This window comes from Streptomyces sp. NPDC002785 (assembly GCF_040295565.1).
GTDB lineage: Bacteria > Actinomycetota > Actinomycetes > Streptomycetales > Streptomycetaceae > Streptomyces.
Window position 1 is genome coordinate 59,386 of the sequence record NZ_JBEOVN010000005.1, and the last position, 23,306, is coordinate 82,691.

A 23,306-nucleotide genomic window follows, 5' to 3' on the forward strand; every position below is an offset into this window, starting at 1 on the left:
CCCCACAAGGGGTTCCCGGCCACCGCCGGGCCGCGCACAGTGCTTGCTTATCTCATCCGGCGCCTGTTCGCCGTAGTCATCATGGTGCTCGTCGTACTGCTCGCGACCTTCACCATCTTCTTCATGCTGCCCAAGTGGGCGGGTCAGGACGTCGCCGTCCTCTTCGCCGGCAAGGCCACGGGTGCCGAGCAGCTCGCGGGCATCCGGATCAAACTGGGTCTCGACGACCCCCTCCTCGTCCAGTTCTGGGAGTTCGTCAAGGGCATCCCGATGGGACGCGACTATGTGAACGGTGACGACGTCACCCACTGCGCCGCGCCCTGCTTCGGCTACTCCTTCCGCACGGAGGTACCGGTCTGGACCACACTCAAGGACGCCCTGCCCGTCACCGGTGCGCTCGCCGCCGGTGCCTGCGTCCTGTGGCTCCTCGGCGGTGTCGCCACCGGTGTGGTGTCCGCGCTCCGGCGCGGCAGCATCTGGGACCGCGCCGCGATGACCACCGCCCTCGCCGGCGTCTCCCTGCCGATCTTCTTCACCGGCATGGTCGCGATGGGCCTCTTCGTGCACAACTTCGGCTGGGTGCACATCGCCGACAACCTCTCCACGGACGACGGCATCGGCACCTGGTTCCAGACACTGGTCCTGCCGTGGATCGTGCTCGCCTTCCTGAACGCCGCGATGTACGCCCGGCTCACCAGAGCCACCATGCTCGAAGTGCTCGGCGAGGACTACATCCGTACCGCCCGCGCCAAGGGTCTGGGCGAGGGCACCGTCATCACCCGGCACGCCCTGCGTTCCGCGATGACGCCGATCCTCACCGTCTTCGGCCTCGACATCGGCGTACTCCTCGGTGGCGCCGTCCTCACCGAGTCCACGTTCAACCTTCCGGGGCTCGGGCTCGCGGCGGTCCAGGCCATCAGCAGCAAGGACCTGCCAGTGATCCTCGGCGTCACCCTGTTCGCGGCTCTCGCGATCGCCGTCGCCAACCTCGTCGTCGACATTATGTACGCCGTCATCGACCCGCGAGTGAGGCTGGGATGACCGAACTGCACAAGAGCGGTGCCGCGCTGGGCGAGCCCGCCCCGGCCGGCTCACCCGCTCCCACCGCCTTCCTCGAAGTGCGCGACCTCAGGGTGCACTTCCCGACCGACGACGGCCTGGTCAAGTCCGTCGACGGGCTCAACTTCCAGCTGGAGAAGGGCAAGACCCTCGGCATCGTCGGCGAGTCCGGCTCCGGCAAGTCCGTCACGTCGCTGGGCATCATGGGCCTGCACACCGCAGGTCAGTACGGAAAGCGCAAGGCACAGGTCTCCGGCGAGATCTGGCTGGACGGCAAGGAACTGCTGTCCGCGGACCCGGACGAGGTGCGCAGGCTGCGCGGCCGCGACATGGCCATGATCTTCCAGGACCCGCTGTCCGCGCTGCACCCGTATTACACGATCGGCAAGCAGATCGTGGAGGCGTACCGCGTCCATCACGACGTGGACAAGAAGACCGCCCGCAAGCGGGCGATCGAGATGCTCGACCGGGTCGGCATCCCGCAGCCCGACAAGCGCGTCGACAGCTACGCGCACGAGTTCTCCGGCGGGATGCGCCAGCGCGCGATGATCGCCATGTCGCTGGTCAACAACCCCGAGCTGCTGATCGCCGACGAACCGACGACCGCGCTGGACGTGACCGTCCAGGCGCAGATCCTCGACCTGATCCGGGACCTGCAGAAGGAGTTCGGCTCCGCGGTCATCATCATCACCCACGACCTGGGTGTCGTGGCCGAGCTCGCCGACGACCTCCTGGTCATGTACGGCGGGCGCTGCGTCGAGCGCGGACCGGCCGAGAAGGTGTTCTACGAGCCCCGGCACCCCTACACCTGGGGTCTGCTGGGCTCGATGCCGCGCCTCGACCGCGACCAGACCGACCGGCTCATCCCGGTCAAGGGTTCCCCGCCGTCGCTCATCAACATCCCGTCGGGCTGCGCCTTCAACCCGCGCTGCCCGTACGCGGATGTGCCCAAGGACGACGTGACCCGCACCGTACGGCCCGAGCTGCAGGAGGTCGGCAGCCGGCACTGGGCCGCCTGCCACATGTCGCAGGAGCAGCGGGAGCGTATCTGGACCGAAGAGATTGCGCCCAAGCTGTGAGCGAGGACAAGGCCGTGACGAGCGAGGACAAGGGCGTGGACGTTCCGGCGCAGAGGTCTGCCGGGAGCGGCGCGGCGGTCAAGGACGCAGCCTCCCGCGAGGTGCTGCTCAAGGTGACCGGGCTGCAGAAGCACTTTCCCCTCAAGAAGGGGATGCTGCAGCGCAACGCCGGTGCCGTGAAGGCCGTCGACGGGATCGACTTCGAGGTGCACTCGGGCGAGACCCTGGGCGTCGTCGGGGAGTCGGGCTGCGGAAAGTCGACGATGGGCCGGCTGATCACCCGGCTGCTCGAACCCACCGCGGGGAACATCGAGTTCGAGGGGAGGGACATCACGCACCTCGGCGTCGGCGCCATGCGCCCGATGCGCCGCGACATGCAGATGATCTTCCAGGACCCGTACTCCTCGCTGAACCCCCGGCACACGATCGGCACGATCGTGGGCGCCCCCTTCAAGCTGCAGGGCGTCATGCCCGAGGGCGGCGTCAAGAAGGAGGTGCAGCGGCTGCTGGAGGTCGTGGGCCTCAACCCCGAGCACTACAACCGCTACCCGCACGAGTTCTCCGGCGGCCAGCGCCAGCGCATCGGGATCGCCCGCGCGCTCGCGCTCAACCCCAAGCTGGTCGTGGCGGACGAGCCGGTGTCGGCGCTGGACGTCTCGATCCAGGCGCAGGTCGTGAACCTGCTCGACGACCTTCAGGCCGAGCTGGGCCTGACGTACGTGATCATCGCCCATGACCTCTCCGTCGTCCGGCACGTGTCGGACCGGATCGCGGTGATGTACCTCGGCAAGATCGTGGAGCTGGCCGACCGAGAGTCGCTCTACAAGGCTCCGATGCACCCGTACACCAAGGCGCTGCTCTCGGCGGTCCCGATCCCGGACCCGAAGCGCCGTTCGGCCAAGAGCGAGCGCATCCTGCTGAAGGGCGACGTGCCGTCGCCGATCTCGCCGCCCAGCGGCTGCCGCTTCCACACCCGTTGCTGGAAGGCGACGGAGATCTGTAAGACGCAGGAACCGCCGCTGGTCGCGTTGAAGACCGGACACCAGGTGGCCTGCCACCACCCGGAGAACGCGCCCGACCAGGTGCCCGGCGAGACGGTGACGGCGGCGGCGCGCGAGGCGGTCCAGATCGTCACGGTGCAGAAGCCGGAGACCGACACGGTGCACAAGCCGGAGGCCGACGAGAGCGCCGCGGATGACGGCACCGCATCGTCCGATGCGCCGGAGGACAACCCGAAGGAGTAGTACCGGCACAATTGCCCGGTGCTCAACGAACTGTTCACGCCCTCCGTCCAGCATGCGCTCGATATCGTCGGAATCTTCGTCTTCGCGATCTCCGGCGCTCTGCTCGCCGTACGCAAGAACTTCGATGTCTTCGGCATCGCGGTACTCGCCGAGGTCACCGCGCTGGGCGGGGGGCTGGTCCGTGACATCGTCATCGGAGCGGTCCCGCCCGCGGCGTTCACGGATCTCGGCTACTTCACCACCCCGCTCCTCGCCGCCGGCCTGGTGTTCTTCCTGCATCCGCACGTCGAACGGATCCAGGTGGGCGTCAATGTCTTCGACGCGGCCGGCCTCGGGCTGTTCTGCGTCACGGGCACCGTCAAGGCGTACGACTACGGCCTCGGGCTCACCGCGTCGGCGGCCCTGGGGCTGGCCACCGCGGTCGGCGGCGGTGTACTGCGCGACGTACTGGCCAACGAGGTGCCTTCGCTGCTGCGCTGGGACCGCGACCTGTACGCGGTGCCCGCGATGGTCGGCGCCGCCATGATCGTGCTGTGCATCCGCTTCGGCGCGCTCAACGCCTTCACCAGCGGCACTGCGGTCATCGTGGCGTTCGTGCTGCGGTTGCTGGCGATGCGCTACCACTGGCGGGCCCCGCGCGCCTACAACCGCCGGTCGGCGACGGCCGAGGAGAGCCCCGCGGCCATCTGACGCGATATCCCGGTGCGGCTTGGCGGCCGGGCCGGCGCCGTGCGCCGACATCTTCCGGCCATAAAAAAGCTACCGCTCAGTAATACAATCGGTGTACGGTGCATCGCATGGCACAGGCAGCAGAGCGGGCGGCGCAGACCACGCAGGCAACCATCGGGGACAGCGAGTTCGATCGCGACACCGCTGTCACACTTCGCGAAGAGGGCGTCTACGACGCCGAGCTCTCCGCCGGATGGACGATCATCCACGCAGTCAACGGCGGCTACCTGCTGGCCATGCTCGGCCGCGCACTCGGCGAGGCCCTGCCGCACCCGGACCCCTTCTCGGTCTCCGCGCACTACCTCACCGCATCCGTCCCCGGTCCCGCGGTGATCCGCACCCAGACCGTCCGTACCGGCCGCACCCTCTCCACCGGCCAGGCCTCCCTCTTCCAGTACGCCAAGGACGGCACCGAGATCGAGCGCATCCGCGTCATCGCCACCTACGGCGATCTGGACGCGCTGCCCGACGAGGTCCGCACATCGGCGAAGCCGCCGGCCATCCCGCCGCTGGAGCATTGCCTCGGTCCGAGCGACGGCCCGGCCCCGATCCCCGGCAGCTCCGCCATCACCGAGCGGCTCGACATCAAGCTCGACCCGGCGACGATCGGCTGGGCCGTCGGCGCCCCCTCCGGCAAGGGTGAGATGCGCGGCTGGTTCGGCCTCGCGGACGGCCGCGACGCCGACCCGCTCTCGCTCCTGCTCACCGTCGACGCACTGCCGCCCACCTCGTTCGAGCTGGGCCTCAAGGGCTGGACGCCGACCATCGAACTCACCACCCACATCCGCTGCCGCCCCGCCCCCGGCCCGCTGCGCGTCTCCGTCACCACCCGCAACCTCGCGGGCGGCTTCCTGGAGGAGGACGCGGACGTCTGGGACAGCGCGGACCGACTGGTGGCCCAGTCCCGCCAACTGGCGCGGGCGCCGCGCCGCTGAGGCAAGAGCGGGCGGGGCGCGGAGGGCCGGGGCAAAGCTGGTGGCGTGAAATCCGACCGGCTGCTTTCCATCATCCTGCTGCTCCAGACCGCGGTCTGGTACCGCCGCCGAGCTCGCCGCCCGCTACGCGGCGGCGGTCGTGGCGCTGTACGGGGAGGCGTGTGCGGAGCTGGCAGGAGGAAGGCGGGTGAAGCTCTGCACCAGGAGCCCGAACAGCTGGGAGGCAGCGAAAAGGCTGAGCAGGTCTGAGCGGCTGGGGAAACGTCGCAGCCGTCCGGGCAGACCAGCTACAGAGACACGAACTGTGCCTCAGCCGGACGGCCGAGGCACGGCTTGAACGAGCATCAGCCTTACGGAGCGGAGGATTCGCGGTCCTCAGTTCCGGGCTTGTGCCCCAGGGTGATCCTCCACATTTCTCCATCCCGATCGAGTTGAAGAGTTTCCCTGAATGGATTTCCACTCTTGTCGGTAGCGACGATGAGTGCGCTTGCGACATCTGGCCCGAAGTCGTGCGAGATTGCTACGCTGGCGACTTTCAGACCCTTTCCACCGTTTTCTTTAACGATCTGCCGTACCTCGTCTTCCACTCCTTCATACCCCGGAGGGGCCAGCTTGGCGAGAGTAGACGGGTCACCCTGGTTAAGGGCAGCCACATAGGCATCGACGGTTTGCCGCTCGGACCTTTCAGGCCCGCCACTGTCGCAGCCGGCCAGTAGAGCGGCAAAGACCACGACTGTAGAGAACAATACGGTGTGACGCGCGCCCATACATGCCTCCAGGTGAAGCTATTGGATTTCCATGAACAGGCACTGTCAGGTGCGGTGGGCGTACCAATATGCCTTTGGATACTGTGCCAGCAAGGCGCTCAACTTCTTGTTGTGCGTATTCTTTGAATGGTAAGTTAGATATTTTTCACTGCCGGACACCTTTGTCACAATCATGGTGTGGTCGATGACGCCATTGCGGGTCCAGTCCGCCTGCAGTACATCCGCAAGCTGCAACTGTGAGGTTCGGGCAAGAATCTTGGTACGGCCAGAGTGCTTCTTGGCGAACCAATACCAGTTTTCGGCTCCCGCCCAGGTGTAACTGGTCCGATCTACATAAATGGTGTAGAACCACTTCTTGTTGTTTGAACGTTGCCCTGCATCAGTCGGTCCGACGACAGCCCAGCCGCCAGCCTTCATGGCCTGCGAGACGAAGTTGGTGCAATCACTTCCGTATGTACGATATTCGGATTTGGGATTTGACCAGTATTTTTCAGCGTAGGCGACCATTTTCTTGTAGCTGTACCCTGCGGTCGGCTTCGTTATCGTAGCGTCGTCTCCGGGTTCAGGAATGGTGCCGGAACTCTCCCCCTTTTCTCCCTCATCTTCCGCGTCAGCTTCCTGCTGGGCCTCGATCGGCGTGTATACGTGAGTGATCGGTGCCGGCCCGGTATCCGGGTCAACATGGTCTCGGCTGAGCAGCCATTCCCCTGACGTCGATTTTTTGAACGTGAGGGTATGGTCGAGTGAGTACTCTTCGGCCTCCGGGTCACCTTCTTGTACGTTGGGATAGAGCAGACGAGTGTCCTCTGTGATCTTCAGATCGACGGTGTCACCCTGCACTGTTGCTTCGCCGGGAGTGATATCAACCTCGGCTCGCGTATAGCCGCCGTTGATCTCGGCAAGCGCCTGGCCATTTTCGGCAACCTGTTCAATCTCACTGCCAAGTCGCTGCAGAAACGTGGCGGTGAGCTGTCGAGGACTCCTGAGCGGACGCACATCCCGAGCAACGGCCGTGACACTGTCGGCTCGCCACTGGAGGTAAGTTTCAGCAATTTCCGCGAACTGGGCGGTGTCGTCTGACGACAAGGTTGCTTTAGCCTCGGTAGAGAGATTGACAGAGTGCGCAGAGGGAGCAATTAAGGCCGTCCCGGCGACGATGGCCACGCTCAGTACAATGCCCCGTCGCGTCCGTTCTCTTCTTCATCGTATTTCCCCTGTTTCAGATGATAAATCTCAGTAACTTCTACGGCAGTAAGAGGTTCAAGGAGAGGGAGGGGTTGCCCCTTGGCTCAATATCGACTCTTAATTGACCGCTTAGTACTCCAGCCGTAGATCGTGATCTTGCTGGTGGGGGGCCAGCGCGGACATGGGTATGGCCACCGTTGATCATCGGTGTGTGAATCGGAAGCGCGCAGAGTGCTCCTGACCTTTCGAGCGGCGGTGCGGCACGCTGGCCGCAACCGTCGCTGCGGGAGTGTTCGCTTTCGGGCTACGGCTGGCTGCTTGGGACGGCACCGCACTGGACATCCCCAACGCCCCGGCGAACGCAGTCGGGTTCGGCTTCACCGGCAAGGGAAGCGTCAACCAGAGCGGACACCCGAAGATCCGCCTGATGGCCCTGACCGAATGCGGCACCCACGCCCTGGTCGACGCGGTCTGACCGGATCGGACTCCGGATCCGGGCGCGCGACCGAGTGCCCTGCCCGGTGCGCGGGGACCGGGCTGCGATGCGCCCGGCATACGCCCCGCCGCAGGCTCGTAGAATCGAGCCCACCATGGCTTACCTCGACCACGCCGCGACCACGCCGATGCTTCCGGAGGCGATCGCGGCGATGACCGCCCAGCTCGCCGTCACCGGTAACGCGTCCTCACTGCACGCCGCCGGGCGCCGGGCCCGCCGTACCGCCGAGGAGTCGAGAGAGACCCTTGCCGACGCCCTCGGCGCACGCCCCAGCGAGGTGGTCTTCACCTCCGGAGGCACCGAGGCCGACAACCTCGCGGTGAAGGGTCTGTACTGGGCCCGCCGCGACGCCGACCCCCACCGCACCCGGGTGCTGGCCAGCCCCGTCGAGCACCACGCGGTGCTGGACGCTGTCGACTGGCTCGCCGAGCACGAGGGCGCGAACGTCGAATATCTCCCCGTCGACCCGCACGGACGCATCCACCCGGACGTACTGCGCGAGGCGATCCTCCGTAACCCCGACGATGTCGCGCTGGTCACCGTGATGTGGGCCAACAACGAGATCGGCACGATCATGCCGGTACGTGAACTGGCTGCCGTGGCCCGCGAGTTCGACGTACCGATGCACGCCGACGCGGTCCAGGCCTTCGGGCAGCTGGAAGTCGACTTCGCACGGTCCGGGCTTGCCGCGATGACGGTCAGCGCGCACAAGACCGGCGGACCGTTCGGCATCGGCGCGCTGCTGCTCGGCCGCGAGTACACCCCCGTACCCGTGCTCCACGGCGGCGGCCAGGAGCGGCACGTCCGCTCGGGCACCCTCGATGTACCCGCCATCGCCGCCTTCGCCGTCGCGGGACGGCTGGCCGCCGACGGGCGCGAGGAGTTCGCCCGCGAGATCGGTGGTCTACGCGACGACCTGGTCGCGGCCGTGCTGGCAGCCGTCCCCGACGCCGTCCTCGGCGGCGACCCTGCGCCGGGCGGCCGGCTCCCCGCCAACGCACACTTCACCTTCCCCGGCTGCGAGGGGGACTCCCTGCTCCTGCTGCTGGACGCCCAGGGCATCGAGTGCTCCACCGGCTCCGCGTGCACAGCGGGGATCGCCCAGCCGAGCCACGTCCTGCTGGCCACCGGCACCGACCCGGACCTGGCCCGCGGCACCCTGCGTTTCTCGCTCGGCCACACGTCCACCAAGCAGGACATCGACGAGGTGGCCCGCGCGATCGGCCCGGCGGTGGAACGGGCACGGACGGCGGGACTCAGCTGAGGAGATCAGGACCGTCCGGCGCCGGCTGAAGGTGACGGGTTCGAATTCGCCGCCCGGACCAGCTTCAGATACCGGTCCCAGTCCCAGTGCTTCCCCGGATCGGTGTGGTCCGTACCCGGCACTTCCACATGCCCGATGATGTGCTCGCGGTCCACCGGTATCCCGTACCGCCCGCATAGCGCCGCCGTCAGCCGCGCCGACGCCCCGTACATCGCCGCCGTGAAGTCCTGCGGACGGTCCACGAACCCCTCGTGCTCGATGCCGACACTGCGCTCGTTGTACGACCTGTTCCCCGCGTGGAACGCCACATCCAGCTCACGGATCATCTGCGTCACATGGCCGTCCTTGCGCACCACGTAGTGCGCCGCCGCCCCGTGTCCCGGGTCCTGGAAGACTTTCACCGCGCTCCGGTAGCTGCCCTGGGTGACATGGATGACGACCCGGTCGATCGGGTAGTCGGCGGGACGGTCGGCCCGCCGCCAGTTCGCCGAGGACGCCGATATCCACTCGGCCCGCGCGTAGTCCACCTCGCCCGGCGTGCGGGGTTTGTCCACCCCGGGCAGCCGCCACCAGGCACGCTCCAGCGTCTTCCGAGCCAGCACCGCCGTACCCGCGGCCGTGACGGCAGCGCCGATCAGCAGCCCGCGGCGGCTGATGCCGTGCCCGGACTTCGCCCCCGCGGAGCCCTTGGCGCCCGCCGTCCCCTTGGTCCCCATGTGATCCACAACGATTGTCCGCGAGTGTTCGGTTCCCGGCGCCCCGTACTCTGGTGGAGCTATGACTGAGACTTCCCAGCGCCCCCTCCGTGTGCTCGCCGCCATGTCGGGCGGTGTCGACTCCGCCGTCGCCGCAGCCCGCGCCGCCGAGGCGGGCCACGACGTGACCGGTGTGCACCTCGCACTCTCCGCGAACCCGCAGTCCTTCCGTACCGGGGCGCGCGGCTGTTGCACGATTGAGGACTCCCGTGACGCGCGCCGCGCCGCGGACGTCATCGGTATCCCGTTCTACGTCTGGGACCTGGCGGAACGCTTCCGCGAGGACGTCGTGGACGACTTCATCGTCGAGTACGAGGCCGGGCGCACCCCCAACCCGTGTCTGCGCTGCAACGAGAAGATCAAGTTCGCCGCGCTGCTCGACAAGGCCCTCGCGCTCGGCTTCGACGCGGTCTGCACGGGCCACTACGCCACCGTCGTGCTGAACGAGGACGGCAGCCGCGAGCTGCACCGCGCCTCCGACATGGCCAAGGACCAGTCGTACGTCCTCGGAGTCCTGGACGAGAAGCAGCTCGCCCACGCGATGTTCCCGCTCGGCGACACCCTCACCACCAAGGACGAGATCCGCGCCGAGGCCGAACGCCGGGGCCTCGCCGTCGCCAAGAAGCCCGACAGCCACGACATCTGCTTCATCGCCGACGGCGACACCCAGGGCTTCCTGGCGAGCCGGCTCGGCGGCAAGGCGGAGGGCGACATCCTCGACGAGTCGGGCACGAAGGTCGGCACCCACGAGGGCGCCTTCGGCTTCACCATCGGCCAGCGCAAGGGCCTGCGCATCGGCCACCCCGCCCCCGACGGCAAGCCGCGCTACGTCCTGGACATCTCCCCGGTGAACAACACGGTGACGGTCGGCCCGGTCGAGGCCCTCGACGTCACCGCGCTCACCGCCATCAAGCCCCGCTGGTGCGGCACGGCCCCGGCAGGCCTCGGCACGTACACCGCCCAGCTCCGCGCCCACGGCGGCGAGACCGAGGTGACGGCCGAACTGGTCGACGGCGTCCTGAACGTCTCGTTCACCGAGCCGGTACGCGGCGTGGCCCCCGGCCAGGCGGTCGTGCTGTACGACGGCACCCGCGTGGTCGGCTCGGCGACGATCGCGACGGCGGTGCGGCGCACGGAGGCAGGGGCAGCGGCCGGCTGACCGGCAGGGCCGGCACCGGCCTCGCGGTCGTCACAGACCTTCTCGTACCGGACGGTATTTCGGCTCCGGTCGACCGTGGTTCCCGGCGGGCGACCGACGGGGCCACGCACATCGCGCCCCGCATCCTGCAACTGTCGGATGCGGGGCGCGATGCTGGTCGGGACCCGGGATCAGTCGGCCGGGGCGAGGGCGTAGCCCCACCACACGCCGTGTTCCCTGGCCAGTTGGATGCGCACGTGCTTGCCGTCCGAGAGGGTGAGTTCGGCCTCGGACGTACCGCCCTGGGGGGCCTTGAGACGCTGTAGGAACGACCGGTTGTCGCGCACTGGTTCGGCGCGGGCCGTGACCTGGCCGCCTGCTGCCGCCGTGGCGAGCGGACGCAGGAAGTCCGAGGACTCCCGGGTCGTCGCCGCCCCGTCGGGGTAGCCGTCGGCCAGCGCGTCGATGCCCTTCACATCCCCGTCCGCCAGACGCTGGACGAACACCGTCAGGAATGTACGCACCTCCTCGGGCGGACGCTCGCCCTCGTAGGTGACGCTCACTTTCGGCTCGGCGGTGAGTGCGTACGGGGTGTCGTCGGTACGGTTGAACCACCAGACGGCGGCCGCACACAGCACGACGAGGACTGCGGCGGCCCCGGTGAGGGCGGCGCGCTTACCAGCGCGGAGTGACATGGGCGATCCAGACTGAGCGGGGATGGTTACGACTGCGGGCGGACGCCATGGTCGTCGTGCGGTACTTGCTGGTGTGCTGCGCGATGGTAACGCGGCTGCCGGACTTGGCGATGACCATCGTGCAGGCCTGGGTCGCTCCGCGTGAATGATCACAAAATGCAGGCGAGTTGCTGCCAGGCGGTACCGGCTCAGAAGGCCGTCGGCTGGAGCTGATGAGGCATGTTCCAGCCTGCGGCGAGCTTCGAGGGATGAACGTTGCGTCCACCGCCGAAGAACTCGCAGAACTTCATGATGAGCGGGTCCCAGCCGCGCGGATCCACATAATGCGTTCCCGGGATGACCAGCTCCTCCTCGATATGGGCCCGAAGGACCTCGACCTGGAAGGCGGTGGCCTGGGAAGCGGGGCTGCCAAAGGGATGGGACGAGACGACCCTGCACTCCATCTGGATCGGACATTCCGCGACCCGCGGCGCCCGGACCAGCTCCGATTCCTGCTCGGTCAGCTGTGCGGTCGCGAACTTGTCGGGTTCGTATCGGTAGCCCTGCTTCACCTTGTAGTCCGGCACGGTCGGCTTCCCGGTGGTGAGCGCGATCCGGTCCACGGCGTCGACCATCGCCGATGAGGGCAGATTGAGCACGCATTCGCCCTCGCGGAGCAGGTTCGCGGTTGTCTGGGCGTTGTTGCCGAGACCGAGCATGCAGGACTGGCCCAGCCACCATGCGGAGGACATCGGCGCGAGGTTCGCCGTGCCGTCCTCGTTACGTGAGCTGATCAGTACCACCGGAGTCCCGAAGTACAGCACCTTGAGTCCGGGGTCCACGTGCATTCATTTGCCTTTCACAGGGAGTCAGCTTGCTGGCGGGAATCAGACCTTGCGTTCCGGCAGGTCGGAACGACAACACGTCGCCTTGATCTTGTTGTGAGTCTCGTTGCTCTGTGCGAGGATCCGGGCCCGGAGGGCTGCGAGGGCGGTAGGCGGGGATGGCACGAGTGGGATGACGATGCCGTGTACGTCGAGCAGTCTCCTGGTCTTGAGGAGGGTGCGGTGCATGGCTGTTCGGCTGCTGCCGAACAGCACGGCGAGGGGTTCGGCAGCCAGGGCGACCCGCAGGTGGAGCACGGTGGCCAGGACCTGTTCGGAGAAGGCGAGTTGGGGCGGGCGGCGGCTTCGGGCGTCACCATCTGGGCCCAAGCTCCTTATGAGATCGTCCAGTTGCTGGCGGGACATCCCGTCAGTGCGGGATCGGCCAGCAGGGCCTGGTCCCACTCCGCGGCCGGCCCGTGCGAGGCCCGGTCCGCCGGGGTGGCAGAGCGCAGCCGCCGCTCGTCCAGATGTGGGAACAACGCCGCAAACTTCACAGCGAGTTGAGCACGAGCCTCGTCCGTCAGATGTGGATGACGGGGGGCGAATCCGAGGAGATCCTTTGGCGGAAGCATTGCCTCCGCCAAAACGTCGATGATCAACTGTGGCGAACATGATCTGCAGCCCAGGAGGGGTGCCGATCAACCACTGAAAGAGGGGCTTTCATGTACAACCGCCACATACGATCTGGGCTGATTGCCGTCTTCACCGCTGTCGCCCTCACCGGCACGGCCGTGTCAGCCAGCGCGGACGACTCCACCCCGCCCAGCGACGATGCCTACACTTTCAACCCTAATGAGGCCGGCCTGATGCAGCTTTACGGGGAAGCTGAGCCGGGTGTAGTGCAGCCGGCGAACTTCGAGAGCAGCATGTCGGACTGGAAGCCGGGAAATAAAGAGTCGAGACACTGGGCCGACAACGACTACACCGAAATCCAGTTCACCGGCTGTTCGGTGTCAGGTCCCGGAGGAAGTTCCGTGACTGTGAAGCTTTGGCAGGCCATCCCCTTCGCCCAGGACAAGGACATGGGGGACAAGACGTTCACCGCCTGCTTCAACGGAGGTACGTCCCGCGGCGAGTGGAGCGCCCACTACGACGGTGGCGACAACCGATACTTCACTATTCCCAAAATCAACGGTTCCACCAGCATCACGGGGAGCCTGTCGGTGAGCAAGGTCTACGTGGACACCACAAAGGCCGACTAGGGCGTGTGTCGAAAGTAGCGTCGTCCGCCCGCAGGGCGGGGCCAGGCGCCCCGGCCAGACGGGACTTTCGAAACACGCCTCAGCACCCTGGGTGCCTCATGTTCCAGTGGCCGGGAAGCGCGGGAGCGTGCTTCCCGGCTCGCCCTGCTTGAGAACGGTTGCCGTCAGTTGAACATCCGAGTCCGCCTACGCACCAGCCCGGCGTTGTGGACCGCGCCCGTTTGGGTCGGCATTATCATCTTCTACTTCTTCTACGTCATGCACCTTGAGGATTCCCGCCAAGAAGTGGTGGCCGGCCCGCTGTGGGCCCCTCAGCAAGTGGCTGTTTCACTGTCCTACTTCTACGCCTTCGCCTACGCGATCACCCTGGGACTTGCCGTCTGGGAGGGTGGACGCCTGGTGAAAGACGGGGTCTGGGCGCTCGCTCCCGGGAGGTCCCGGTACCGCGTAGCCGCACACACTCTCGCCCCCGTGATCGTGGCTGGATGGCTCATCCTGCTGCTCCCCGTGGTGATGCGACTCATCGAGACCGGCCTGGTTCCCTCTCCGCGCGGCCTGGCCCCGCTGCTCATGGGTATGGGCATCGTGTGCGCATACGCAGTGATCGGTTGCGGACTCGGCCACATTGGCCCACGGCTTATTGTCGCCCCCTTGTCCTGCATCACGCTGTTCTACTTGATCAGCGGTTCAGGGGGCTACAGCGAACCGGTGTGGCCCAGGCATACATTCGGCCAGATTGATACGTCGCTCGCCTTCGGCGAGTTGTACGACGCCCCTAGCGTGCTCGTCCCCTTCCTTTTCGCCGCTGCCGGGGCGGTGGCTGTATCGGCGTGGTGGCTCAGTGCGTCCCGATCGTGGCTCTGGCGCACTTCGGCCGTGGCCGTCGCCCTGGCCGTCATGGTGTCGTGTGCTCGAACCGCTGCTGGATGGGGCATCGCGGACGGTCCGGTCAGTGCCGGCCATGCGGCTGTGAGCTGCACGGGTTCAGCACCGCGGGTGTGCATGGCACAGGACGGCGGGGCGATCGGGTCGCTTGATGAGGTGCAAGGAGAGGTGGCAGGCGCCGTCAAAAAGCTGCAGGCTGCCGGCGTGAACGTCGAAATGCCGGACACCGTCTCGGATTCCATTCTGGTCGAGCGCCACCGGAAGAGGTCTTCGGCGTCGACCTGGTGGCTTCCGTTGTCCCGTCAGGCCGGTCAGCTCGGCGGTGGCATGGCCAATATCCGATACGCCGTTCTCCTGACCTCGGTCCGGTTCCCCTGCGTGCTTCCCGAGCACTTCGATCGCGGGAAATCTGCTGACTGGGTCGTTCCACATGATGCAGCGATGCTCTGGGCAGCAAAGAAGGTTGATTCCGATAAGCCCTATCTCGCATGGCGTAGAAGCGAATACGGAGGCGCCTTCCAGAACTCTGACGAGGTTTTGGCAAAGGTTGAGCAGCTTGCAGAGCAGAGTTCCAAACTTCCCACTACTGCCAAGCAATCCGATTGGTTTCACCTAGAGCAAGAAAAAGCGTGCAAGCTCGCCCGGGCAGGAAGTTGATAATGCCTCTCTGGTTTAAGTCTCGCCGTTTTTCTGCCGTGATAATTCCAAGCCTTGCTCTGTTCATCGTGATTGTGGTGCTGGGGTATGGCGAGAGCATTGTACTGCCGGGGATGCTGAGCAGCGGAAGCAATCGCGTGCAACTTATGCACATCGCCCCGCTTATTGTCACGTCGAGCCTTTCCTATAGTCTTACGCAGAGACTTGTAGAGGCAGAAATCCTGTCGGTACGGAAAGTGCGGTGGTTCGACACCGGCCTCGTCGTCCTCACTGTTGGCATCGCAGTATCAGCCAGTTTCGGCGTAGGAGAATGGATGGGCTCCCAAGAGGCCATCGAAGCCGGGCGCAATACAATTTTCCTGACCGGTCTGATGCTCATCGCCGGAGCACTCCATGCGCAGGCTGCACCGCTGGCGCCTATCGGGTGGGTGTTCATCGTCACGTTCATCGGGTACCGCGATTTCGGTCGCCCGTGGCCATGGGCAGTGACTCTTCACCCCGCGGGCCTCGCTGTCACCTATTTCTTCTGCCTTACCGTCTTCGCCGTCGGCTTGGTCATGAATTACCGTATTCATCGTTCCGTTTGAAAGGGTCGTCCGTACCGTGCTCTTGGAGCTTGATTCCGTTTCCTACGCCTACGGGCGCCGAAAGCCAAATATTCTGACCGATCTGAGCCATACTATTGGCGAAGGATTCACGGTACTTCTTGGGCCGAATGGTGCCGGTAAGTCAACACTGTTGAAGCTGGCCGCCGGTGTGAACCAGCCCCTGAGCGGTTCGGTGAGGCTCGGCTTGCTGTCGGCTCGGCAGGAGGAATACCGCAGCAAAGTCGCTTGGATGCCGCAAGCGATCACCTCCATGACTGGACTCACCTCACGGGAACAGGTTGCCTACACCGGATGGCTGAAGGGCATGAACCGCCGCGCGGCATGGGACGCCGCCGCTGATGCCCTCGACAGGGTGCAGATGCTCAACCGCGCTGACGTGAAGGTGAAGCAGCTCTCCGGTGGGCAGTTGCGCCGTATCGGTGTCGCCTCAGCTTTGGTTCATAGCGCCGAGGTGCTCCTCCTCGACGAGCCGACTGCCGGCATGGACCCGACCCAGCGACGGCGGTTCCGCGATCTGATCCTTCGTATCGTGAGTGACGAGGTCCAGATCCTGATGTCTACGCATGATGTTGCTGACCTCGCTGAAGAAGCCGATCAGGTCACCGTTCTCACCAACGGATCGATCGCCTTCACGGGGTCCACCGGCGAGTTCCTCAGCCATGCACCCACTCAGGTACCCTCCGCGCGTCGCGCCGAGGTCGCATACACGGCTGTCACAGACAACAGCTGACCGAAGGGTTTGATTTGGCTGGAGGTGATCAGTCAGTAGTGGTGAATACCTTGGCCACTTGCTGCAGACTCGCTTCGACCGGCACCGGGTCATTTCGATCCACCACGCATCCGTAATCGGCAGTGCCACCCTGCCGCTGCACAGTCCTGCTCTGCTCCGAGGTCTCTTCGACATGCGGGATGCTGTACGTGCATCGTTCGCGCACGGGAACGCGAGCGGGAGGCGAAGGCGTCGGCGTGAGCAGGCGGGGTGGACCGGAGCGGGAGCCGGGCGGGCACGAGCCGAAGGCCTGGGTCATCGCGGAGGCGGGAGCCTGAAACGGACAGCCGGGGGCTTGCTGCACGCGAAGCCCTTCGTGTTCCTGGCGGATCGACAAACACTGGCTTCCGTCAGCCGAGTTCGGACTTGTCGGCCTTCACTCCGAGCACGAGGGCGCGTAGCGCTGCCCGGTTTGTCGATATGACAGCGGCCGGGCTCTCGCTCTCGCGGAGGGCGATGTGGTTCGCCTCCACCGCCGCGACCTCGACACAATTGTTGCCGGAGGCCTCGGAGAACGAGGACTTGAGCCAGTTCAGTTCGGGCAAGGCTGACACCTCTCACAGGTCATTTGCGATGGTCAGGATGGCGTCCTGCGACTGCGCCGGATTCAACGCCACCTGTTCGACCGCGTCCAGCCGCCTACGGAAGTTGGTCAGTTGTGTCGGGAGTCGAAGTAGACAGCGCCGATAGGGGAGTCCGCCTGCACTGTGTCCAGGTGGGGCTGTGGGCTGCTGCGTACAACACCGATCCCCCGCCATGGGGAATCCGGAAGCCAGCGCACCTGCTACGGAGCAGGGCGCGTCGAGAGGTGTTCCCTGGCCGACCGTGGCACACCGCCACAGGGCCTGACGAACCGATTTCCTCCGACTCCGGCGCCGGCGACGCACGATGGGGTGGGACCCCGCCAGGAGGTCCCGCCCCATCGTCAATGGGTCATGCGGCAATGGGCCATTCGACCGGGCTCAGAAACGGTCCGGGGCACGCTCCGGGAGCGGAGACCCGGGGAGCACGTCCCGCTTCTGGTTCTTCCGTGCCTCCGCGTTCGAGTCGGCCGTCGCCTTGCAGGTCACGTCCTTCGCCGGGAGCTTGCCGGTGAGCAGGTACTTGGTGACCGTACCGTCCGTGCACGCGTTGCCGTTCGGGTAGACGCCATGGCCCTCGCCGCCGAGGACGGTGACCATTTTCGAGCCCTTCAGGTCGGCGTGCAGGGCCTGACCGCTGGGCAGCGGGGTCTGCGAGTCCCACTCGTTCTGGACGATCAGGGAGCCGACCTTGTTGTTCACCTTGGTCGCCGGTTCCACGGACTTGTCCCAGAACGCACAGGGCTTGATGCTGGACGCGAAGTCACCGTAGAGCGGGTAACGGCCCTTGTCCTCGATGGCGTCCTGCCGGTAGCTCTCAGGATCACGGGACCACGCAACCGAGTTGTCGCCGCACACCACGGCCCAGAAGCTCGCCGTCATGTTGTCGGACGGCGCCTCGGCGGCATCGGCGGCGGCGCCTGCAGTCCCGGTCCCCTCGGATCCGGCGAACGCCGCGAGCTTCTTCGCGGAAGCGGGCTCGCCGGCCGCGGCCTTCTTCAGCTCCACGACCCCCTCGGTGGCGTACTCCGGGCTGAAGACCGCCCCGCGCATACCGCTCCGGATGTCATCACCGGTGGTCGGCTGCCCCTCTACCTCGATGGGCTTCTCGTTGGCCTGCGCGACCAGGTCCCAGAAGGTCCGGTCGACCTCTTTCGGGGTGTCACCGAGGCCGTACTTCTCCGAACGCTCGGCGGCCCACTCGGTCCACCGGTCGAACGCGGGCTCGGCGCCTTCCGCCCACCACTGGATCATCCCTCGCCAGGCGCGCGCCGGATCGACCGCGCTGTCCAGCACGAACCGGTCGGCCCGGCCCGGGAAGAGCTGGGTGTAGACGGCGCCCAGGTAGGTGCCGTACGAGTAACCCACGTACGAGATCTTCTTCTCACCGAGGATCGCCCGGAGCAGATCCATGTCGCGCGCGGTGTTGCGCGTGGTGATGTGCGCAAGCGTGTCGCCCGCTTTCTCCTTGCACTTGTTCGCGACGTCTCGTGCCCAGGCGACGTCCTTGTCGAACGTTTTCTCCTTGTACGGCCGCAGCCAGTTCTCCTCCTCCGGCTCCAGACCGCAGGAAACCGGGCTGCTCTGTCCCACACCGCGCGGGTCGAAGCCGATGAGGTCGTACTTCTGCTGTGCGGACTCGGGGAGCCTCTCCTGCATCCCCAGCGGCATGTAGAGCCCCTGTCCCCCTGGGCCGCCGGGGTTGGAGAACAGGACACCGTGTCGCTTGTCGGGCGCGGTGCTCTTGATCCGGGATATGGCTAAGTCGATCCGCTTGCCCCCGGGAACCTGGTAGTCCAGCGGGACCTTGATCGTGGCGCACTCGAACTCCGCCGGAGAGTCGGCTTCGCACCGCTTCCACAGCGGCTTCTGCTTCACGTACCGGTCCAGCGCGCCCTTGGTGGCGGACGAGGAGGCGGTCGACGGGGTGGCCGTCGGAGCGGCGGTGGCCGTCGAGGTGGCGAGCGCGGGAGCCAGCGTTGCCGTGATACTCACGGCCAACAGGGGCGCGAGACGTCGTCTGCGCATGATATCGATCCTTCCGGTCGTATGTTCGGACAGGAAAGATCTTTCAGGAACCGGCCTCGCATGCGGATCCCCCGCCGGGCTGCACCTCCCCTCCACCTTGGGGATGACACAACAGTCGTGGGTGCTCCCCGAGTTGTAGGGGACGGACCGCCCTCAGCGACGGGCGGCACTCGCCTCAGCGACGGGACGAACAGGAGACGGTCACCAGCACGGGCTCGGTCCCGCCCGAGGCACCAACGCGTCGACGAACACCTCAGTCACCCACGCGGCGACATCCGGGGACCCTCGCGGACCCCGGCAGCGGAAGACCATCCGCCGGTGCATGCCCTCGATCAGTGCCGCACCGGTCAACGAGGCGTCGAGACCGGGAAGTTCCGGCGCGGCGGCAGCGGACGTCTCGACCCTCGACAGCCTCGACCGGCTTTATGCACCCGTGGGCCGACTCCTCGGCGTGCCGGCGAGCCCAACGTGACAGACGCAGCGCATGACGATCCACCAGGAGATCTACTTGCCCTACCTCAGATAAGCGCGGACTTGTCGTCCTTCACTCCGCGCACAAGGGCGCGTAGCGCTGCCCGGTTCGTCGATATGACCACAGTCGGGCTCTCGCTCTCGCGGAGGACGATGCGGTTCGCGTTACCGGCGGCAATCTCCACGCAGTTGTTGCCGCCACCGGCGCAGTAGGACGAGCGTTGCCATTCACGTTCGGGCATAGTCTGGACCTCTCACAACTCGCGGGCGATAGACCGGATGAGTGCGCGCGACTCATCGTGAGGGAGCGCCGAGCGCACCATCAGGTCCAGGAGAGAACGATAGTTCGCAAGCCGGAACCCACGAGGCTGCCTTCGGCTTCACCATCGGCCAGCGCAAGGGCCTGCGCATCGGCCACCCCGCTCCCGACGGCAAGCCGCGCTACGTCCTGGACATCTCCCCGGTGAACAACACGGTGACGGTCGGCCCGGTCGAGGCCCTCGACGTCACCGCGCTCACCGCCATCAAGCCCCGCTGGTGCGGCACGGCCCCGGCCGGCCCCGGCACGTACACCGCCCAGCTCCGCGCCCACGGCGGCGAGACCGAGGTGACGGCCGAACTGGTCGACGGCGTCCTGAACGTCTCGTTCACCGAGCCGGTACGCGGCGTGGCCCCCGGCCAGGCGGTCGCCCTGTACGACGGCACCCGCGTGGTCGGCTCGGCGACGATCGCGACGACGGTCCGGCGGGAGGCGGCTCCGGCCGGCTGATCGCCCGGACTGACCGGCCTCGGCTGACCGCCGGGGTCGGCACTGCCAGGGCGGCCGTCATAGGCTGCTGGCTCGAACGGTAGGCCCCAGGGCCGGTCCCGGCTGATCTCATCGGCGCCCTCGCGCCGCAGTGCCGTCACCAGCTTCCGGAACTGGCGGGCGCTCAGCCCGCTGAACGGGGCTATCCAGGTCGGCTCCGACGCCGTGATCACACCAGCCATCGCAAGATCATTCCATTGCGGCAGGGCGTCAGGTCGACTCTTGCGCGACCGCCTTGCGTACGTGCTCAAGCCGCAGTCGGCTCTCCTGCAGCCACCCGGACGCCACGTCCACGGGCACCTTCACCGCGATCTGCGTCGAGGGCGAGTCGTGCACGGTCACCTCCAACGGATCCTCGGGAACCACCGCCAGCCACGCACTCCGACTGCCGGGCGGCCACTGGGCCCCCTCCTGGGCCTCAAGGGCATCGAGGCAACGACCCCATTCATCCAGATCACTGTCTGAAACGTGCAGTCCAACGCTGCCGTTGACGAAGCCGCTCTCCAGCACGATCTCGGCCGCGTAGTACCTCTCTTCCGCCATCACCATCGGTGCATCGCACGCGCCCCTGACAGTCACGCCCTGCACGCGATCAGCGAACCGGAAGAGTTCCAGGGCCTGTGCATCGTCAATCATGGCTATCTTGTAGACGAGTGAGTGGGCAAGATGCTCTGATCCTCTCGCACCCCGATTCACAATGATGGTGACCACGCAGGACTGCAACAACAAGGGCCTCCCAGTCGCTCTGGCTTCAACTACCGCGAGCTACCAGGAGCCCCTTCTTCATACGCGCACAACGGCGAACTCAATGGAAATGGAGCTGCTGCGCTACTCAGCCGCCGGGACCCTGCGGATAGATGTGAACGATGTACGCCCAGCGTGCTGCGCCTACTGCCAGAAAGATCAGTGACGGCGCCAGCCACCAGCGGCTGAGGGTCCGCCGCCGCACGGGAAGCAGGGCGAGCAAAGAGGTGATGACGCCGAGCATGATCAGCAGCGCCGACGCGAACTCGATACCCGTCAGCGTCTGTTCGTCCCAGGCCCCTTGCGGCTGAGTCACAAGTGCGCCGTAGGCAACGTAGCCGTTGAGCAGATTCGCGAGGATGAGGATCACTCCCCATGGCCCTCGCAGCAGGCCGGTCACTTCAGGGCGCTCCTCGCATCGTCCAGATTCTTGTCGAAGCCACGGCCGTAGGCCTGGGCGTTGTCATCCTGCCAATAGGGGCCACCGTTGTAGCGGGCGGCGAGTTCCTGGCGCTGCTCTCGCGTCATTTCGTCCGCCGGTACGTCGGCGAAGCCGCTCTCTTCCTTGAGCATGGCCAGATACTCGGAGGCGATGAAGATGTTCTGTCCGGGATCCTGGAGCGATGCCTCGAGGGTATCCCGTTGCCCCTCTGTGAGGTTTGCCGGGTCGTATCCGAGGACCTCCGCTGCCCTCCTCACCTGGATAGCGATGGGACCGAAGGACGTCTCGTCCGGCGAGCCACCGAGCCGCGAGGGCAGGTTTTCCGGGGTGTCGGACAACCAGCCGTCCCTGGCCAGTTCGCGAATGGTGTCGACACCATCGTCCATCCAGCCCCATTGTCCGCCCACCTCCTGCCAGGCGATGCCCGCGACCATGTCGGGGGGTAGGCCGGATCGTTGCGCCGCCGCGGTGATGATGTCCTTGTTCGCCGCGATCCACTCGCGACGTTCCTCAGCGTTCCTCGGCACGGCCCAGTAGGCATCGGTGGCCTTCGGAAGCTCGGTGAGGCGCATCCTGATGTCCATGAGGGGCGGCGATACGCCGTCCTTCCCCACTGCCTTGGTGAACTCCGCCTTGGATCCGCTGCCGGGGAGATGGGTGAGCGAGTCCCTGCTGGCTTCGGCGGCTTCGGCTCGGAGCGCGGGAATGGCGTCGATCAGGCTCTTCGCGTCAACGAAGTCGCCACCGCGGAAATCAGGCAGGGCCTTGTGTGCCTTGTCAAGCGCCACCGTGCACGCGTCACGGGCCTCACTTTCCACCGTCTTGGCGCGGTGATAGGCCGCACTGGCCTGATCGTGAGCGCGGTTCGCTTCGTCCTTGATGTCGTCGATGTCCACCGTGAGCTCGGCGGCCCAGTCCAGGAACCCCGTCGTACCCCGCAGGTCCTCCCACTGATGCATCGGGCCGGCTTCTTGCGCCTCACGTGTCTCGGCGTCCGCGACCTGGGATATGAGGCTGGCCAACGTCTGCTCCGCCGCCTTGCCGTCCGAGTAGTGGGACTTGGCGGTCTCAAGCGCCGACGCGTAGTGCAGGAGCGCGCTCTGAGCCTTGTCATAGCCGTCGGCCAGATGCGTGATCAGGTCACGTGCCTCGCGGAGCCGGTTGTCGTATGGCTTGCGGTTCTCGCTCACCCACTGCGTGTGGGTGGCGGCCCGCTTCGCGCCAGGCTCGACATCGAGCAGCAGATCACGCAGCCTCTTGAACTCAAGGGCATTGCGCTCCACGAGAGCAGGGTTGCAATCCTCAAGGAACCTGACGTCCTGTCGGTAGGTGTAGGTCATGGGGGCTCACCTGTCTTCCGGGGCTATGTACTGCCCCAGCTCGAGAATGGCGTTCATCATGCCGCCAACCACCTCACCGTCGTAGTCGACGAACGTGCCATTTGCTTCTCTGAGCCGCGTGGACAACGCTGCGAGCAGTGACGTCACGTCCTGGTACTGGTCGTCCGCGAAGCGGGCGAACTGATCGACCTTCGTCGCGACGTCCGGGTGTGAGCGCGGCGCGCGCGCCATTGTGCAGAGGTCGCCGTCGGGCCGCCCCTCGTAGAGGAGCCCTGACAGCTCGATCAGGAAGTTCGAATTCCCGTTGAGTGAGACGTGGTTGACGCGGAGCTCATCGCCCTTACCCCCTTGACCGCCACCCCCGCCTCCGCCGGTTCCGGCATCGGCGGGATGCTGGTTGAGTTGCATCTGCGCCGAATGCCTCTCAGCCGCCTGGGCCTTCAGCTGTTCCCACTCGTCCCACGCCATATGTCCCTCGTCCCCCGACACTCCGCGCGGCGCGTTCCGCGGCGCGGATTCCATAATCCACCCGACTGGAGCGACCGACCAACCCACCCCG

Annotated in this window: 24 protein-coding genes and 3 pseudogenes; 13 read left to right on the plus strand and 14 right to left on the minus strand. The window is 66.2% G+C overall.

Translation table 11 applies throughout. From position 1 onward, the window contains the following. Nucleotides 1–39 precede the first annotated feature (39 nt). The 5 genes from ABTZ94_RS02900 to ABTZ94_RS02920 all read left to right on the plus strand — a co-directional run bounded on the left by ABTZ94_RS02900 (nt 40) and on the right by ABTZ94_RS02920 (nt 5,046). Nucleotides 40–1,041 (plus strand): ABC transporter permease, encoded by a 1,002-nt coding sequence (locus ABTZ94_RS02900; RefSeq protein ID WP_351196904.1) that lies wholly within the window; start codon nt 40–42, stop codon nt 1,039–1,041. Continuing rightward, the gene (locus ABTZ94_RS02905) at nt 1,038–2,138 is read left to right on the plus strand and encodes an ABC transporter ATP-binding protein (protein WP_351196821.1); all 1,101 of its coding nucleotides are present in this window, start codon (nt 1,038–1,040) and stop codon (nt 2,136–2,138) included. Before ABTZ94_RS02900 ends, ABTZ94_RS02905 begins: the two co-directional genes overlap by 4 nt. Then, the gene (locus tag ABTZ94_RS02910) at nt 2,135–3,382 is read left to right on the plus strand and encodes an ABC transporter ATP-binding protein (protein ID WP_351196823.1); all 1,248 of its coding nucleotides are present in this window, start codon (nt 2,135–2,137) and stop codon (nt 3,380–3,382) included. Before ABTZ94_RS02905 ends, ABTZ94_RS02910 begins: the two co-directional genes overlap by 4 nt. Before the next feature lie 18 nt (nt 3,383–3,400). Beyond that, the gene (locus ABTZ94_RS02915) at nt 3,401–4,072 is read left to right on the plus strand and encodes a trimeric intracellular cation channel family protein (RefSeq protein WP_351196825.1); all 672 of its coding nucleotides are present in this window, start codon (nt 3,401–3,403) and stop codon (nt 4,070–4,072) included. Nucleotides 4,073–4,179: 107 nt separating this feature from the next. Next, the gene (locus ABTZ94_RS02920) at nt 4,180–5,046 is read left to right on the plus strand and encodes a thioesterase family protein (protein ID WP_351196827.1); all 867 of its coding nucleotides are present in this window, start codon (nt 4,180–4,182) and stop codon (nt 5,044–5,046) included. Between the two features lie 350 nt (nt 5,047–5,396). Here the strand turns inward: ABTZ94_RS02920 and ABTZ94_RS02925 are convergent, their stop codons facing one another. Beyond that, nucleotides 5,397–5,813 carry a hypothetical protein gene (locus tag ABTZ94_RS02925; protein WP_351196829.1) on the minus strand — a complete coding sequence of 139 codons (417 nt, stop codon included), beginning with the start codon at nt 5,811–5,813 and terminating at the stop codon, nt 5,397–5,399. Between the two features lie 45 nt (nt 5,814–5,858). After that, nucleotides 5,859–6,977 carry an amidase domain-containing protein gene (locus ABTZ94_RS02930; protein WP_351196831.1) on the minus strand — a complete coding sequence of 373 codons (1,119 nt, stop codon included), beginning with the start codon at nt 6,975–6,977 and terminating at the stop codon, nt 5,859–5,861. Nucleotides 6,978–7,287: 310 nt separating this feature from the next. Between ABTZ94_RS02930 and ABTZ94_RS02935 the strand changes: the two genes are divergently transcribed. Both ABTZ94_RS02935 and ABTZ94_RS02940 read left to right on the plus strand, forming a co-directional pair. After that, nucleotides 7,288–7,473: a hypothetical protein gene (locus tag ABTZ94_RS02935; RefSeq protein WP_351196833.1), complete on the plus strand. Its 186-nt coding sequence runs from the start codon at nt 7,288–7,290 to the stop codon at nt 7,471–7,473. Nucleotides 7,474–7,588: 115 nt separating this feature from the next. Further along, on the plus strand, nt 7,589–8,758 hold the full coding sequence (locus ABTZ94_RS02940; RefSeq protein WP_351196835.1) for a cysteine desulfurase family protein: 1,170 nt from the start codon (nt 7,589–7,591) through the stop codon (nt 8,756–8,758). 5 nt (nt 8,759–8,763) lie between these two features. On the opposite strand, the gene ABTZ94_RS02945 is transcribed toward ABTZ94_RS02940, so the two are convergent. Then, nucleotides 8,764–9,474, minus strand: coding sequence for an N-acetylmuramoyl-L-alanine amidase (locus ABTZ94_RS02945; RefSeq protein WP_351196837.1), 711 nt, complete (start codon nt 9,472–9,474; stop codon nt 8,764–8,766). Between the two features lie 61 nt (nt 9,475–9,535). Between ABTZ94_RS02945 and mnmA the strand changes: the two genes are divergently transcribed. Further along, nucleotides 9,536–10,672 carry a tRNA 2-thiouridine(34) synthase MnmA gene (gene mnmA, locus ABTZ94_RS02950; protein WP_351196839.1) on the plus strand — a complete coding sequence of 379 codons (1,137 nt, stop codon included), beginning with the start codon at nt 9,536–9,538 and terminating at the stop codon, nt 10,670–10,672. A 170-nt stretch (nt 10,673–10,842) separates the two neighbouring features. Here mnmA and ABTZ94_RS02955 read toward each other — a convergent pair whose 3' ends face one another. From ABTZ94_RS02955 to ABTZ94_RS02965, 3 genes and pseudogenes are all read right to left on the minus strand, one after another. Next, nucleotides 10,843–11,346: a hypothetical protein gene (locus ABTZ94_RS02955; RefSeq protein ID WP_351196841.1), complete on the minus strand. Its 504-nt coding sequence runs from the start codon at nt 11,344–11,346 to the stop codon at nt 10,843–10,845. A gap of 188 nt (nt 11,347–11,534) precedes the next feature. Continuing rightward, nucleotides 11,535–12,173, minus strand: a complete 639-nt coding sequence (locus ABTZ94_RS02960) for a flavin reductase family protein (protein WP_351196843.1) — start codon at nt 12,171–12,173, stop codon at nt 11,535–11,537. A gap of 39 nt (nt 12,174–12,212) precedes the next feature. Beyond that, nucleotides 12,213–12,649 (minus strand): annotated as a pseudogene (locus ABTZ94_RS02965) (helix-turn-helix domain-containing protein); the annotation flags it as partial. A gap of 225 nt (nt 12,650–12,874) precedes the next feature. Between ABTZ94_RS02965 and ABTZ94_RS02970 the strand changes: the two are divergent. The 4 genes from ABTZ94_RS02970 to ABTZ94_RS02985 all read left to right on the plus strand — a co-directional run bounded on the left by ABTZ94_RS02970 (nt 12,875) and on the right by ABTZ94_RS02985 (nt 16,294). Beyond that, nucleotides 12,875–13,414: a hypothetical protein gene (locus tag ABTZ94_RS02970; protein ID WP_351196845.1), complete on the plus strand. Its 540-nt coding sequence runs from the start codon at nt 12,875–12,877 to the stop codon at nt 13,412–13,414. A gap of 168 nt (nt 13,415–13,582) precedes the next feature. Beyond that, nucleotides 13,583–14,956: a hypothetical protein gene (locus ABTZ94_RS02975; RefSeq protein ID WP_351196847.1), complete on the plus strand. Its 1,374-nt coding sequence runs from the start codon at nt 13,583–13,585 to the stop codon at nt 14,954–14,956. Between the two features lie 2 nt (nt 14,957–14,958). After that, nucleotides 14,959–15,543 (plus strand): hypothetical protein, encoded by a 585-nt coding sequence (locus ABTZ94_RS02980; protein ID WP_351196849.1) that lies wholly within the window; start codon nt 14,959–14,961, stop codon nt 15,541–15,543. Between the two features lie 16 nt (nt 15,544–15,559). Continuing rightward, nucleotides 15,560–16,294, plus strand: a complete 735-nt coding sequence (locus ABTZ94_RS02985; RefSeq protein WP_351196851.1) for an ATP-binding cassette domain-containing protein — start codon at nt 15,560–15,562, stop codon at nt 16,292–16,294. 389 nt (nt 16,295–16,683) lie between these two features. Here ABTZ94_RS02985 and ABTZ94_RS02990 read toward each other — a convergent pair whose 3' ends face one another. The 3 genes from ABTZ94_RS02990 to ABTZ94_RS03000 form a co-directional block, all read right to left on the minus strand. Beyond that, nucleotides 16,684–16,878: a DUF397 domain-containing protein gene (locus tag ABTZ94_RS02990; protein WP_351196853.1), complete on the minus strand. Its 195-nt coding sequence runs from the start codon at nt 16,876–16,878 to the stop codon at nt 16,684–16,686. A 417-nt stretch (nt 16,879–17,295) separates the two neighbouring features. Beyond that, on the minus strand, nt 17,296–18,942 hold the full coding sequence (locus tag ABTZ94_RS02995; protein WP_351196855.1) for an alpha/beta hydrolase: 1,647 nt from the start codon (nt 18,940–18,942) through the stop codon (nt 17,296–17,298). A 518-nt stretch (nt 18,943–19,460) separates the two neighbouring features. Further along, nucleotides 19,461–19,655, minus strand: coding sequence for a DUF397 domain-containing protein (locus tag ABTZ94_RS03000; protein ID WP_351196857.1), 195 nt, complete (start codon nt 19,653–19,655; stop codon nt 19,461–19,463). Between the two features lie 110 nt (nt 19,656–19,765). On the opposite strand from ABTZ94_RS03000, the pseudogene ABTZ94_RS03005 reads away from it, so the two are divergent. After that, nucleotides 19,766–20,182 (plus strand): annotated as a pseudogene (locus ABTZ94_RS03005) (aminomethyltransferase beta-barrel domain-containing protein); the annotation flags it as partial. Between the two features lie 62 nt (nt 20,183–20,244). Here the strand turns inward: ABTZ94_RS03005 and ABTZ94_RS03010 are convergent. The 5 genes and pseudogenes from ABTZ94_RS03010 to ABTZ94_RS03030 form a co-directional block, all read right to left on the minus strand. Further along, nucleotides 20,245–20,403: pseudogene (locus tag ABTZ94_RS03010) on the minus strand (IS5/IS1182 family transposase); the annotation flags it as partial. A gap of 28 nt (nt 20,404–20,431) precedes the next feature. After that, on the minus strand, nt 20,432–20,857 hold the full coding sequence (locus ABTZ94_RS03015; RefSeq protein WP_351196859.1) for a DUF5959 family protein: 426 nt from the start codon (nt 20,855–20,857) through the stop codon (nt 20,432–20,434). 196 nt (nt 20,858–21,053) lie between these two features. Beyond that, nucleotides 21,054–21,365, minus strand: a complete 312-nt coding sequence (locus tag ABTZ94_RS03020) for a hypothetical protein (RefSeq protein WP_351196861.1) — start codon at nt 21,363–21,365, stop codon at nt 21,054–21,056. Continuing rightward, complete coding sequence (locus ABTZ94_RS03025) at nt 21,362–22,747, minus strand: hypothetical protein (RefSeq protein WP_351196863.1); 1,386 nt, start codon at nt 22,745–22,747, stop codon at nt 21,362–21,364. Before ABTZ94_RS03025 ends, ABTZ94_RS03020 begins: the two co-directional genes overlap by 4 nt. A gap of 6 nt (nt 22,748–22,753) precedes the next feature. Next, entirely contained in the window at nt 22,754–23,215 is a 462-nt protein-coding gene (locus tag ABTZ94_RS03030) for a hypothetical protein (protein ID WP_351196865.1), read from the minus strand. Between the last annotated feature and the right edge of the window lie 91 nt (nt 23,216–23,306).

Coding starts and splice junctions, on each gene's coding strand:
- ABTZ94_RS02905 (WP_351196821.1), top strand. CDS start 1,038: ATGACCGAACTGCACAAGAGCGGTGCCGCGCTGGGCGAGCCCGCCCCG.
- ABTZ94_RS02920 (WP_351196827.1), top strand. CDS start 4,180: ATGGCACAGGCAGCAGAGCGGGCGGCGCAGACCACGCAGGCAACCATC.
- ABTZ94_RS02925 (WP_351196829.1), bottom strand. CDS start 5,813: ATGGGCGCGCGTCACACCGTATTGTTCTCTACAGTCGTGGTCTTTGCC.
- ABTZ94_RS02940 (WP_351196835.1), top strand. CDS start 7,589: ATGGCTTACCTCGACCACGCCGCGACCACGCCGATGCTTCCGGAGGCG.
- ABTZ94_RS02945 (WP_351196837.1), bottom strand. CDS start 9,474: ATGGGGACCAAGGGGACGGCGGGCGCCAAGGGCTCCGCGGGGGCGAAG.
- mnmA (WP_351196839.1), top strand. CDS start 9,536: ATGACTGAGACTTCCCAGCGCCCCCTCCGTGTGCTCGCCGCCATGTCG.
- ABTZ94_RS02955 (WP_351196841.1), bottom strand. CDS start 11,346: ATGTCACTCCGCGCTGGTAAGCGCGCCGCCCTCACCGGGGCCGCCGCA.
- ABTZ94_RS02960 (WP_351196843.1), bottom strand. CDS start 12,173: ATGCACGTGGACCCCGGACTCAAGGTGCTGTACTTCGGGACTCCGGTG.
- ABTZ94_RS02970 (WP_351196845.1), top strand. CDS start 12,875: ATGTACAACCGCCACATACGATCTGGGCTGATTGCCGTCTTCACCGCT.
- ABTZ94_RS02980 (WP_351196849.1), top strand. CDS start 14,959: ATGCCTCTCTGGTTTAAGTCTCGCCGTTTTTCTGCCGTGATAATTCCA.
- ABTZ94_RS02995 (WP_351196855.1), bottom strand. CDS start 18,942: ATGCGCAGACGACGTCTCGCGCCCCTGTTGGCCGTGAGTATCACGGCA.
- ABTZ94_RS03000 (WP_351196857.1), bottom strand. CDS start 19,655: ATGCCCGAACGTGAATGGCAACGCTCGTCCTACTGCGCCGGTGGCGGC.
- ABTZ94_RS03015 (WP_351196859.1), bottom strand. CDS start 20,857: ATGATTGACGATGCACAGGCCCTGGAACTCTTCCGGTTCGCTGATCGC.
- ABTZ94_RS03025 (WP_351196863.1), bottom strand. CDS start 22,747: ATGACCTACACCTACCGACAGGACGTCAGGTTCCTTGAGGATTGCAAC.
- ABTZ94_RS03030 (WP_351196865.1), bottom strand. CDS start 23,215: ATGGCGTGGGACGAGTGGGAACAGCTGAAGGCCCAGGCGGCTGAGAGG.